The sequence below is a fragment of the Lachnotalea sp. AF33-28 genome (assembly GCF_003477885.1).
Taxonomy (GTDB): Bacteria; Bacillota; Clostridia; order Lachnospirales; family Lachnospiraceae; genus AF33-28.
On the sequence record NZ_QUEE01000012.1, the window covers coordinates 15,805 to 28,582 of the forward strand.

General features: G+C 50.5%; 8 protein-coding genes. All 8 read left to right on the top strand.

Going from position 1 to position 12,778, the window contains the following annotated elements:
* Positions 1 to 47: 47 nt before the first annotated feature.
* The 8 genes from DWZ56_RS16015 (at position 48) to DWZ56_RS16050 (ending at position 12,765) form a co-directional block, all read left to right on the top strand.
* A complete protein-coding gene (locus DWZ56_RS16015; RefSeq protein ID WP_158584626.1) occupies positions 48 to 1,610 on the top strand; it encodes an ABC transporter substrate-binding protein in 1,563 nt (520 codons plus the stop codon).
* Positions 1,611 to 1,675: 65 nt separating this feature from the next.
* A complete protein-coding gene (locus DWZ56_RS16020) occupies positions 1,676 to 2,590 on the top strand; it encodes an ABC transporter permease (RefSeq protein ID WP_118557618.1) in 915 nt (304 codons plus the stop codon).
* Positions 2,591 to 2,658: 68 nt separating this feature from the next.
* Entirely contained in the window at positions 2,659 to 3,561 is a 903-nt protein-coding gene (locus DWZ56_RS16025) for a carbohydrate ABC transporter permease (protein WP_118557619.1), read from the top strand.
* Positions 3,562 to 3,570: 9 nt separating this feature from the next.
* Positions 3,571 to 5,226 (top strand): sensor histidine kinase, encoded by a 1,656-nt coding sequence (locus DWZ56_RS16030; RefSeq protein WP_118557620.1) that lies wholly within the window; start codon positions 3,571 to 3,573, stop codon positions 5,224 to 5,226.
* A complete protein-coding gene (locus tag DWZ56_RS16035; protein WP_158584627.1) occupies positions 5,204 to 5,998 on the top strand; it encodes a response regulator transcription factor in 795 nt (264 codons plus the stop codon). The genes DWZ56_RS16030 and DWZ56_RS16035 overlap by 23 nt, the downstream gene beginning before the upstream one ends.
* Before the next feature lie 326 nt (positions 5,999 to 6,324).
* Positions 6,325 to 9,051 carry a family 78 glycoside hydrolase catalytic domain gene (locus tag DWZ56_RS16040; RefSeq protein WP_118557622.1) on the top strand — a complete coding sequence of 909 codons (2,727 nt, stop codon included), beginning with the start codon at positions 6,325 to 6,327 and terminating at the stop codon, positions 9,049 to 9,051.
* Between the two features lie 12 nt (positions 9,052 to 9,063).
* Positions 9,064 to 11,763 carry a hypothetical protein gene (locus DWZ56_RS16045; RefSeq protein ID WP_118557623.1) on the top strand — a complete coding sequence of 900 codons (2,700 nt, stop codon included), beginning with the start codon at positions 9,064 to 9,066 and terminating at the stop codon, positions 11,761 to 11,763.
* An 84-nt stretch (positions 11,764 to 11,847) separates the two neighbouring features.
* A complete protein-coding gene (locus tag DWZ56_RS16050) occupies positions 11,848 to 12,765 on the top strand; it encodes an alpha/beta hydrolase fold domain-containing protein (RefSeq protein ID WP_118557624.1) in 918 nt (305 codons plus the stop codon).
* Positions 12,766 to 12,778: the final 13 nt, after the last annotated feature.

Consider the following 12,778-nt stretch of genomic DNA (forward strand, 5'->3'; position numbering starts at 1 on the left):
TATTAAGTATGTCACTTGACTACCACCACATTAGAGGAGGATACGAAATGAAAAGACGACTGTGGGCATGTATTCTGATGATGACGTTTGCCATGATGTTTACCGCATGTCAGAGTACATCTGAAGAAAGCGTAAAAGGAACGGAGTCCCTGCAGGACGCGGGCACAAACGCGCCGGAGGGCACCGGTAAAGACCAGGAGGAGATTGTTGAAATTATCTGGCAGTACCCGACGTCCGGAAATCTTGGGGCAGGGTTTCAGGATATGGAAGATGCCCTGAATGAGATGATGGAAAGAGACATCGGGGTGCATGTCACCTTTGAACCGGTAGGATTGGGGGAGGCGCAGCAAAAAGCGACACTGATGGTATCCGGAGGGGAACAGCTGGATCTGTGCATGTCGGCTTTTGCGCCGATTGCGCCGCTTGCCAGCAGCAATCTGGTGTTGCCGCTTACCGATCTGATTGATGAGTACGGAAAAGATATCAAAGACCTTGGAGCAGATCTTAGCATGGGGTATTATAACGGTGAACTCTACGGCATACCGCCTGTCGGGGGAAGCTCAGGTTCCTGGTGCTATTTAATCAAAACAGAATATCTGGAGAAGTATCAGATAGAAACTGATCCGGATAAATTTTATACATTTGAAGAGCTGGAAAAAATATTTGAAGTGATAAAAGCGGGGGAGGGCGATAATTTCTACTGCCTGCCTGTGGACCAGACAATCACTCCCTTGGGAGTGTATATGGAATACGATGCGGTTGGAGGCACTCCGGCAGCCGGCGTCCTCGTGCTGAACAGGAACTTTGATGATCTGACACTCTGCAATCTGTACGAAACCGACGAATACAGAAATTATGCTGAAATCATGTACCGATGGGCTCAAAACGGCTATATATCCCCGGACGCAGCGGTATCGACGGAAACTACGGATACACTGGTGGCAAAAGACAACTATCTGGGAACGTTTTATTTTGGAAATCCGCTGTCGGAGGTGAGCTATGCCTCTACAGTTGGCAAAGAGCTGACAAAGCTGAAAGTGATGGAACGCTACTACGCAAACAATGGCGGTTTAAGCTGTCTCTGGAGCATCCCGATCACTTCCGCCCATCCGGAAAAGGCGCTGGAGGCGCTTAATTACATATACGCGAATGATGATGCCAACTGGATTATCCAGTACGGCCTGGAAGGGCAGAGTTATGAGATTGTGGAACAGACGGATGAGGGAACACAGATACGCTTCCTGTCGGATAATATGGAGGAGCTGCCGTATTTTAACCCCTACGGCCTCTGGGGAAATCAGTATCACTATGCCGCGGTGGAACCGACGCCGGTCAACGCCAATAAACTGATTGAAGACTACCATCGGGGTACGCCGAAGGAGCGGTATTCTCCTGCGATGGGATACAGCTTTGTGCGTGACAGCGTTTCAACGGAGATCGCATCGCTGTCCACCGTAATTGAGCAGTATGATAAGATGATCAACTGCGGAGCGCTGGATCCAAAGAAAGCGGTGCCGGAATTTATCAGCGCTTTAAAGGCGGCCGGTATTGAGGAAGTGATTGCAGAAAACCAGCGCCAGCTGGATGAGTGGGCGGCTGCACAGAAATAAGAGAAATAGAGCCAGGGCTGCCGGGTATGCAAACCAGCCCTGGCTCGCTGTTTAAAAGGAGAACTATGAATAAAAAGATATCATTAAAACACGTGCTTCCGTTCTACCTGATGATCCTGCCGGGCCTTTTTTATTTAATCATCGATAAGTATATCCCCATGTTTGGGGTCATGATCGCATTTAAAAAGCTCGATTTCTCAAAAGGCATATTGGGCAGCAGCTGGTGCGGGCTTAAAAATTTTGAGTTCCTGTTCCGTTCCCGGGACGCTTTTATCATTACGAGAAATACAATACTGTATAATATCGCATTTTTTGCGGCCGGCACGGTCCTCTCCATAGCGCTTGCCATTATGATCAATGAGATCAGGAGCAAAAAAGCGTCAAAGCTGTATCAGACGGCAGTGCTGCTGCCGTTTCTCATGAGCTGGGTGGTGATCAGCTATCTGGTATACGCATATCTGTCCGCCGAAACGGGCCTGATTAATAATTCCGTTTTAAAAAGCATGGGAAAAGAGACCGTAAGCTGGTATCAGGATAAGAGATATTGGCCGTTTATTCTGATATTTGTAAATACCTGGAAGGGAATCGGGTATACGATGATCATATACCTTTCCAGCATTGTGGGGATCAGCCAGGACTATTATGAGGCGGCGCGGCTGGACGGCGCGGGCAAATGGAAACAGATTAAAACCATCACACTGCCGCTGTTAAAACCTACGGTCCTGACGTTGATGATTATGAGTGCAGGGCAGATCTTCCGCTCGGATTTTGGGCTGTTTTATCAGATACCCAAAAACAGCGGGGCATTATATGAAGTGACCAGGACAATAGATGTTTATGTATATCAGGCGCTGATGAAAAACAGCGATTACGGAATGAGCAGCGCCGCCAGCGTCTATCAGGCGGTGGTTGGGTTTGTTCTGATACTCGCGGTCAACAAACTGGTTAAAAAATATAACCCTGAAAGCGCTATATTTTAGGAAGTGGAAGCACGCTGAAGCGTGCGCAGGTCATCAGCCTTTGGCTGGTGACAGGAAAAGGAGTCGGAATGAAATCAAAAGAATTTTATACAACGCAGATCCTGGCACATGTGTTTTGCGCAGCGGCGGCATTGCTGGCAATCCTGCCCTTCATTTTGCTCATCGTCTCATCTTTTACGGACAATGCGTGGGCGGCCGAAAACGGCTATTCCTATTTCCCCGGTAAATTCAGTCTGGAAGCGTATCAGTATATCGCCGTTCAATGGGGACAGATCGGGCGGGCATATATGATGACATTGCTGGTGACATTTCTTGGAACGGCCGTCAGCATACTGATCACAACACTGTTTGCTTATGGCATTTCACATCAGGAAATACCGGGTATGAGGTTCGTGAGCTTTTTACTGATCTTTACCATGCTGTTTAACGGCGGTCTTGTGGCCACCTATTATTCCTATGTGAGACTGTATCATATTAAAAACACCATATTCGCCATACTGGTGCCCGGGCTTTTAATGAATGCCTTTAATGTCATTCTGGTTCGCAATTACTTTCAGTTCAGCATTCCGGTCAGCCTGCCTGAGGCGGCAAGAATCGACGGGGCATCTGAGTTTATGACTTTTCGCCGGATCATCTTTCCGTTAAGCAAACCGATTGTGGCGACTGTCGGCCTGATGAGTGCGCTCTCCTATTGGAATGACTGGATGAACGGCATGTATTATCTGACCGAACGGGAAGGCGGAAAGTATTATACCATACAGGTTTTGCTGAATAATATCAATGAGAATCTTCAGGTGCTGATCCAAAATGCCTCCAGGCTCTCCGCCAGCGGAATCAAAGTGAACCAGCTGCCGTCGGTTACGGTCCGCATGGCGATTGCCGTGATCGGCATCCTGCCGATCGTTGTGCTGTATCCGTTTTTTCAGAGGTATTTTGTAAAAGGAATTACGCTGGGCGGTGTGAAAGAATAGGTGCAAATAATGAAGAAGTGCAGTTTATTATTGCGGTCGGTTTCGACAAAGGTCGTTCTGGTGATGATTCTGCTTGTATTACCGCTGAATGTCATCGCCATCGTTCAGAACAATAAGGCGATCGGGATTGTGGTGGAACAGGGCAGGGCCGCCGCACAGAATCTGATCGATGTACAACTGAAAGATCTGGAAAAACGGATGGAGAACCATCAGTTCCTGTTAAGCTATCTGTTGACCAAAGACGGGGACTGTATTCGGATGAGATCGCAGCCTTCGGATGATTATTTGTACGACAGCGCGAAATACCGCCTTTACGGCACGATGAGCAATCTGGCCAATATGATCAGCGGCGGCGAAGGGTATTATTTCTATATGAAGGAAAAGAAGGATATGCTCGCCTACCATAATCCCATGGCGGCCGGCCATCCGGCCTCGGAAATCGCGGATTTTATTGAAGAGCACTGCGAAGACCCGGAATACAGAGGCTGGCATATCATAAATTTTTCTTCAGGGAGCTATTATGTTCTGATTCTCGATTTGAATGAGATCTCTTACGGCGGGTGGATCAGCCTGGATCCGATCACAGAGAGCATGGAAAGCGCGCTGGGCTATGACGAATATGAGGTGTGCTTCAGTGATACGCGCCAGAGCCGCGGCAAAGACTGGGTATGCGCCGATTCGTGCAGCAAAGATCTCTGGCTGACTGTCTGCTTAAACCGGCAGGAGCTGATCGGGAAGATGTCAGATTATCAAAAGGCGAGCAGGTATCTCTCCTTTCTTTACCTTCTGTTAATTCCCGTATTATATTTTGCGCTGTATAAACTGCTGATTCAGCCCTTAAGACGGCTTGGCAGAGCCCATGCACAGATACAGAACGGCAACCGATTTTACCGCCTGACACAAAACGGAGGGTCAGTGGAATTCAACGAGACCTACGCATCCTTTAATCAGATGTGTGATGTGTTAGATGCACTGAGAGTGGAAAGCTATGAGAAAGAGATAGAAATTCAGAAGATGGAGCTGAAGAACCTGCAGCTGCAGATCCGGCCCCACTTTCTGCAGAATACATTTAATCTGATTTTTACTTTGACGCAAAAAGGCGCCGGCAGTGAGATCGGCGATATCGTGCTGTATCTTTCGGAGTATTTCCGACATATCTTCCGGTCGGAAAAGGAGCTGGAGATTTTTTCAAAGGAACAGAAACTGATCGAAGGGTATATCAGAGTTGCTTCCATCCGTTATGACGGAATGATTTCGGCAGAATATTCTTATGATCCGGAAATCAGTTATGTCAGGGTGCCGCCCCTGCTGGTCCATAATTTTATCGAAAACTCGGTAAAATACGGAGTAAAGCCGGATCAAGTGCTGCATATTTCGGTAGAGGGATATTATGAGGAGGGCGCGGTGACTTTCATAATCAGCGATGACGGGAACGGTATGGCGGAAGATGTTCTTAAGAGAAGCCAGAGCATAGCTGCAGGGGAATACATATGCGAAGACGATTATTCCCATGTGGGACTGCAGAACTCCATAAAGAGGCTGAAATATTTTTACGGCGCGTCTGCGTCGATTCAGATCGATTCGGCAAAGGGTGAGGGAACCTGCATTGCAGTGAGTTTCCCTTACGATCTGGAGGTGGATGATGAACCTGCTGATGGTAAATGATGAGGTGATTACAGTTGAAACCATGAAGGCGGAGATCGAATGGGAAACATATGGCATTACAAAGGTGTTTACTGCTTATGATGTGGAACAAGCGAAAGAATGCATTTCCCGCAATGCCGTGGATCTGATCTTGTGCGATATTGAAATGCCGGGAGAAAACGGCCTTGCGCTGCTGGAATGGATCAGAAGCAGATCAATGGACATAGAATGTATCTTTCTGACATGTCATGCCAGCTTTCAGTATGCCCAGAAAGCAATAGGGCTGGGATGCCAGGACTATATCTTAATACCGGCCAAATATGAGGAAATCGGAAACGCGGTCCAAAAGGTGGTAAACCGGATCAGGGAGAAGCGTGAATCCGTAAAGATACAGGAGTATGGAAACCAGGTGATACGGGAAAAGGTGGAATCCGCGGTGGAAGGGTGTGAAAAGACATGCCCTAAGGAGGTTGTTGCGGATACGGTAAAATTTATTCTGAATCATCTGGGAGCCTCTGACTTATCGGTCAATAAGATTGCGGAAACGCTGCATTTTCATCCGGCTTATTTAAACAGGATATTTAAAAAAGAGAAGGGAACCGTGATCAGCCAGTATATCATAGGTGAACGCATGAGACTGGCTGCCCGGCTGCTGGAGACAAACCGGATGAGCTCCCATGCCGTTTCCGAAGCGGTCGGATACAGCAGCTATCCCAGCTTTAACATGACGTTTCGCAAATATTACGGATGTGCGCCCGCACAGTATAGCGAACAGCAAAAACGGAAGACATAATGTGCAGAGAGGGTGGATTTGTACTACTTTTTGTCCGGATTGCTACCATACACAGCAAAAGTAAAATGAGATAATGAATGGTAATATTACTATTCACAGTTGCCGTAAACCTACCGCGCATGTCGGGGCAGTGTATGGTCCTCATAGGGACACGCTCTCGCTCCGTGAAGCGCGCAGCGGTTCTAACGCTGCAAACTACGCAGCGAAAGAACCGGCGGGCTTCAAGGGATCCCTATGAGGACCATACACTGTCCCGACATGCGCTGCTTTATCGGCAGCCGTGAATAGTAACATGGTAATTAAAATGTTTACAGGGGAGGAAACAGATGAAAAAATCAGGACAGAATTTAAGGCCGGGCATATTAATGTGCAACGGAGAAAGCCGTCCGCTTGGCATCGGGATAAAAGATTTTTCGTTTCGCTGGAAGATTGCGGGGCCGGGCAGAAATGTCAGGCAGGAAGCCTATGAGATTGAAATTGCGGAATCGGCGGAATTTGATCCGGTATCCGTGATCTTTAAAGATACGCAGAACAGCCGCCTCCAGCAGGCGGCAGCAGAGCTATGTCTAAATGAAAAACAGGAGTATTACTGGCGGGTAAGGCTTTGCGTCAGTGCGGACGGTTTCACCGGCATATGGACGGATTGGAGTGAAACGCAGACTTTCGAGACCGCCTTTAAGGATGCCTCTTCCTGGAAAGCCGAATGGATTGAAGCCGGAGAGGAGTTTTATCGGGACGCGGAGCCTGTCTGCAGACAGTTCTGGAAGACAAACGCCCAGCTGTTTCCGATACCGGAATACATGCCGGGACCGCCCGATGAGTACCCGCCGCTAAATCAGGGGCTTTACCGCCCGGTGTATCTGCGTAAAAGTTTCAAAGCGCCCGAAGACATAAAAAAAGCGCGCATGTATGTTACGGCCAGAGGATTTTATGAATGCCGATTGAATGGGGAGAAAGTGGGGCGCTGCGCGCTGGCGCCAGAATTTACAGCGTATGACAAATGCATTTACTACCAGACGTTTGATATTGCGGAGCATTTAAAGAGCGGTGAGAATGAGCTGGAGGTCATTCTGGCCGACGGGTGGTTTGCAGGCCACGCCCAGTCCATACCTGGGAGCAATCAGCTCTACGGAGAGAGGCCGGCCCTGATCCTGCAGGCTGAGATTACAGATCTGCAGGGAGAAATACACAGAATTAGCAGCGATACCGGTTTTGCGGCTTATACGGGCCCGCTTCTCTATGCGGATCTGTTTATGGGAGAATATCTGGATCTGCAGCAAGAGCCCCGGCAGTACGGCACCGTTGTGCGAAGCTATTCGAAAGAGATCCTGATGCCGCAGGAGGCCGCCTGTATAGAAGAGGTAAACTGTCTGGATGCGGTTTCCGTTACCCAGCTGGCATCCGGTGAATGTATCGTGGATTTCGGACAGGTGATCGCGGGCCGTGAACGGATCCTGCTTAAAGCGGAAGCCGGAAGCCTTGTGAAGATCGAGCACAGTGAGGCATTAAAGGAGGACGGCAGCGGTGATATTCTGGATATCATCCCCCAGTTTCCGTTCCACGATCAGACAGACTATATAAGGCTTGCCGATGACGGAACATACCTGTATGAACCGCAGTTTTCCTATCAGGGATTCAGATATCTTAAGATCAGCGGCCTGAAAGGCCTTGAGCCCGGACAGTGCAAGGCGGCCGTGCTGGAATCGGCGCTGCGCGATACCGTATCCTTTGAATGCAGCGATCCCCGGATGAACCGGCTGGTTTTAAATTCCTGCTGGAGCCAGAGAGGCAATATGATTTCCATCCCCACGGACTGCCCGCAGAGGGAGCGGGGCGGCTTTACCGGAGATGCGCAGATCTTTTGCACAACGGCGGCATGGCAGCAGGATGTTTCCGGCTTTTTTAGACGGTGGCTTTTTCAGTGCCGGCTGGAACAGTTTGAACGGGGGCAGATCCCCATAACGGTTCCCTATACAAAAGGATATTCGGAGGGACCGCCAAATCCGGCCTGGACTTCCGCCGGATGGGGGGACGCCATCATATTTATGCCCTGGGATCTCTATCAGGCATATGGGGACATCCGATTTCTGAAAGAGAACTATCAGGCCATGGAGCGCTGGATGAGCTATGCCACCGCCTGCGCAGAGGATTCCATGCCCGAACAGTATTATATGGATGACAGGCGGAAATGGCAGCGCTATCTTTGGAATTCCGGCTACCATTGGGGAGACTGGCTCATGCCCGGTTATACCGCACATGAAGGGGTGAGGCTTAGCAAGGAGATCACCGCCTCCCTGTTTTACTACAGGGAAGTGTCGACTATGGTTAAGACAGCAGAGGCGCTGGGATTTTTTGACAGAGCGGCGTACTACCGAAAGCTGCAGGACAATATTAAGACGGCATTCCATATGTTTTATGTGACTGAGGACGGACGCCTTACCAATGAGCTTCAGGGGTTGTATGTGATGGCAATTGCATTCGGAATGGCGGAAGGTGAGGAACGAACACAGTTCGCATCCAGGCTGGATGCGCTGATCAAAGAGGCGGACTATCATCTGGGAACCGGGTTCTTATCCACTCCTTTTCTGATGGATGTGCTCTTAGACTGCGGTTACCGGGATACGGCATACCGGGTTCTCTACCAGGATACCTGTCCGTCCTGGCTGTATGAAGTGAAGAGAGGAGCGACCACGATTTGGGAATCGTGGGACGATACGCCCAAAGATCTGCTGCATACGATCACGAGCTTTAACCATTATGCCTTCGGCAGTATCTGTGATTTTATTTACAGGAGAATTGCAGGGGTGGAGAAGCTTAAACCCGGGTTTGCTGCGGTGAGGATCCACCCCTGGGCGGGCAGCGGGATCACTGAAATGAAGTTTGAGTATGAGACTGTATATGGAAACCTAATTGTTCACTGGAAACTGGAGGGGGATACGCTTAAATATGATCTGACAGTTCCCCATGGCATGACTGCGGCAGTTGTAACAGATCACGGAGAAGAGAAGGTCGGCAGCGGCCATTGGGAGCTTGAGACAGCGCTTTGCTGCTGACAGGAGGAATTGATGAAGGATATCCGTATAAAACTTAAGGGACGTGAGACGAACCGGACACAGCCGTTTATAATGATCGGCGGCAGCGATACATATGAAATGATTTATGACAAGTTTATGGCTCTGAAGGAGATGGGAATCTATTCGGCCGTACTGCAGTATACAGGGAGCGGCAGGCATGAGGAAAATGCGGCGGCGATGTTTGAGTCTAAGCTTTCCAGGTTTGACGATATTTATTTTGATACTCTTATGCGGATGTCCGGGGTCTGCAGGGAACTTGGTATGACTTATTGGGTACAGGATGCCGCGCCTTTTCCAACCGGTGCGGCCAATGGGCGTTTCCGTGAGAAGGAATTTCTGGATAAGGGTAAAGTGTACCTGGAGGAGCGCCATACCAATCTGCGCGGACCCTTAAAAAACGCGTCCGTGCTGATAGAAAATTTTAACGGGCTGCCCAGAGGAAGCGTGCCTGAAATGATGGCGGATCTGGTGCCCCAGGGACCGGAGGCTTCGCAGCGGGGCAGGCTGATCGGAGCGGTCGCGCTGAAATGGGCGCAGGGCTGTGAGGATTCCCCCGCGTTTGACCGGCGGACGGCTATGGATCTGACGGGCTGCATAAACGGGGATAAGGGCATTTTGAGTTTTGATCTGCCAGAAGGTAAATGGAGGATATTTTTTCTGTATCAGACCAGGCGCGGCGGCAGAAAGTACTATATGAACCTCCTGGACAGGGAGTCGGTGCGCGTACAGATAGACGCGGTTCTGAAACCGCATTACGAAATGCTGAAAGAGGAACTTGGGATCACATGGGAAGGATTTTTTTACGACGAACCGGAGGTCGGCAATACACCGGATTATGATTTCAACTGTCTTCCAGGCTGGCGCCCCGGAAAGACGCCGATTTCCCTGCCCTGGTGCGATCAAATGCCGGAGCTTTTGAGAGAGCGTCTGGGCGGGGACTGGTTAAGCAGGCTGCCCGGCCTGTGGTACGACTGCAAAGCAGAGAGCAGAATCGTAAGATATCATTATATGGATGCCGTAACAAGGCTGATCAGCCAAAATTATAACGGTCAGGTTCTTCCCTGGTGCAGGGAAAGACAGATCCGGTATATCGGCCACGCGCTGGAGGATGAAAATTCCCATGCCCGTCTGGGCTGCGGCCCCGGCCATTTTTTCCGCATGCAGAAGTACCAGGACATGTCCGGCATAGACCTGATTGCGGGGCAGCTGCTTCCGGGACTGGATATGGTGGGTACCAGCGGTTATGCATATGCGGACGGCGACGGCGAATTTTATCATTACGGGATTGCGAAGCTCGCATCCTCAGAGGCACATATCAATCCCGATAAACACGGAAACAGTTTCTGCGAAGTAAATGCCGTATACGGGGATCTCTCCAATGCAAAATTCTATAAATTTCTGCTGGATCATCTGTTTGTAAACGGAATCAACCATCTCGTACCTGTGATCACGGATGCGTTGAAGCCAGACGAAGGGAAGCTGCTGTTTGACTATGCCAACCGGATGTGCAGTCTGCTGCAGGAAAGCCGCCATGTGGGGATGACGGCAGTGCTGTATCATGCGGAAGCAGAGTGGTCGGGTGGATTCCAGTATTTCCAGAGACCCTGCAAAGTGCTGGCTGAAAATCAGATTGACTATGATGTGGTGCCGGGCGATGCGCTGGCAGAACGGGATTTCTATAGAACGGAAATCGGAGACGGAGTATTCTGCATCAATGGGCAGATGTACCGGGCGCTGATCATACCCTTCTGCGAGTACATCCGAAAAGATGTGCTGGAGTTCGTACTGGAAGCGATGCGCAGAAACGTGCCCGTGTTCTTCATTCAGGCGCTTCCGAAAGGATACTGCGAAGCGCCGGGAGAGATTGACTGGCAGGAAGAGAAGCCGGAGGCGGTAAATCTTAAGGATCTGGCGGAAACACTCCGGCATGCGGGCCTGGCGGAGATCCAATGCCGTGATGAGGAACCGTTCCTTCGCTGCTGCCACATACGAAAGGGCGGAACAGATTATTATATGGTGGTCAATCAGGAGCCGTGGAGGGATATCAATACGGAGATTATATTCCCGGAATCCCGCAGCGCATGTATATATGATGTTATGGGTGACAGGCTGCTGCCTGTGCCATGTGTCCGCACTGAGGGAAAGACGGCGGTTCAGATAAGCCTTAGACAGTATGAGAGCAGGCTGTATGTGTTTGAAGACTGCGGCAGCACGGAGAATACGCAGGGCAAACATCCGGTTTCCTGTAACACAGCTGCTGTAAAGTGGAGGATGCTCTGCTGTCCGGATACGCCAAAGGAGCAGGAATTTGTGATAACGGAGTTAGGGGATGTGTCGGCGCTGCCGGGGATGGAACGCTATACTTCCGTAATCAGATACAGCACAACCGTAAAGTTTGACGGAGTGCTGCCGGAGGTGCTGGATCTGGGGAACGTGTGTGACAGCGCTGCGGTAATTCTGAACGGGAAAAACCTGGGGTTGAGGGTTGCCGCCCCTTACGTGTTTGATCTGTCAGATTCTGTGCGTAACGGAGAAAACAAGCTGACGGTCGAAGTTTTGCCAAGCCCGGCAAGAAAGCGGCCGAAAGGGGACGCGGGCAATACAATGGGGGCATTGAGCGCAGTCACCTACGCAACGATGCCGCAGACTGGACTGCTGGGGCCGGTATCCTTTATCCGCTATGCAAAGTGACGAAACAGCCGGCACGTTTGTCTAAGGTATTATATAGCAGCACGCAGGTTTGATGTCTGCGCATTAATTAAGGAGGAAAAGCAAATGGAAAAAACAACAGAATTAACGGAAGAGACCAATAAGGAGCAGATGATGGCGGATCTGGCAGCGCAGCAAAAAGCATGGGCGGCGCAGCGGAAGGAATGGGCCGCCAGGGAAACGGTCGGGGAAAGGTTTGAAGTGCCCCGGAAAGGAGAGCCGTCGGTCAGCACGATACTTTACAGGCCTTCCTCTCCGGCTGCTAAAAAGACTCTGCCGGTGATGTTCCATATGCATGGAGGCGCCTGGGTAGGAGGGGATGCGGTGCTGCTGGAATCGTTTTGCCAGCTTCTGGCGGATGAGCTGCCAGCTGTGATTGTAAATATTAATTACAAGAAGGCGGATGTCCATCCCCTGCCTTATCAGATCACGGAGGTTGCGGATACGGTACAATATTTTGCCGGGCATGCTTCGGAGTATGGCATAGACAGAAACCGTATGGCGGTGGGAGGCCACAGCGCCGGCGCACAGCTGGCTGCGGGGGCCGCGCTGAAACTAAAGGATGAGGGGGTCAAACTGGCGTGCCAGATGCTGGTCTACCCGGCCACGGATATGACGGATTCCATAGGAGGTCTGATGGATCAGCTGCGTCCGATTCTTTTTCCTGATGGGGGATGGGATTCACCGTATGTGTCCCCGCTTCAGGCAGAGGAAGAAAAGCTGCGGGGGCTCGCTCCGGCTGTTTTTGTCATCTGCGGTCCGGATATGCTGCGTCCGCAGGGCATCGGCTATGCGAAACGTCTGATCGATGCGGGAGTTTCCGTAACAGTAAAGGAATATCCGGAAGCGGAGCACGGTTTACTGGAAGTGAACCGGCCGGATTACACACAGGGAGATGACCGGCAGAATCCGCAGCAGGCGGCATTTGCGAGGGATTGCGAACGGTATCTGATCCGTGAGTTAAAGGCGCAGCTAGACATTTGATATCTATGTAAGG

Excerpts from the sequence above, each read along its gene's own strand:
- DWZ56_RS16015 (WP_158584626.1), top strand. The coding sequence starts at position 48 with ATGAAAAGACGACTGTGGGCATGTATTCTGATGATGACGTTTGCCATG.
- DWZ56_RS16020 (WP_118557618.1), top strand. The coding sequence starts at position 1,676 with ATGAATAAAAAGATATCATTAAAACACGTGCTTCCGTTCTACCTGATG.
- DWZ56_RS16025 (WP_118557619.1), top strand. The coding sequence starts at position 2,659 with ATGAAATCAAAAGAATTTTATACAACGCAGATCCTGGCACATGTGTTT.
- DWZ56_RS16030 (WP_118557620.1), top strand. The coding sequence starts at position 3,571 with ATGAAGAAGTGCAGTTTATTATTGCGGTCGGTTTCGACAAAGGTCGTT.
- DWZ56_RS16035 (WP_158584627.1), top strand. The coding sequence starts at position 5,204 with ATGAACCTGCTGATGGTAAATGATGAGGTGATTACAGTTGAAACCATG.
- DWZ56_RS16040 (WP_118557622.1), top strand. The coding sequence starts at position 6,325 with ATGAAAAAATCAGGACAGAATTTAAGGCCGGGCATATTAATGTGCAAC.
- DWZ56_RS16045 (WP_118557623.1), top strand. The coding sequence starts at position 9,064 with ATGAAGGATATCCGTATAAAACTTAAGGGACGTGAGACGAACCGGACA.
- DWZ56_RS16050 (WP_118557624.1), top strand. The coding sequence starts at position 11,848 with ATGGAAAAAACAACAGAATTAACGGAAGAGACCAATAAGGAGCAGATG.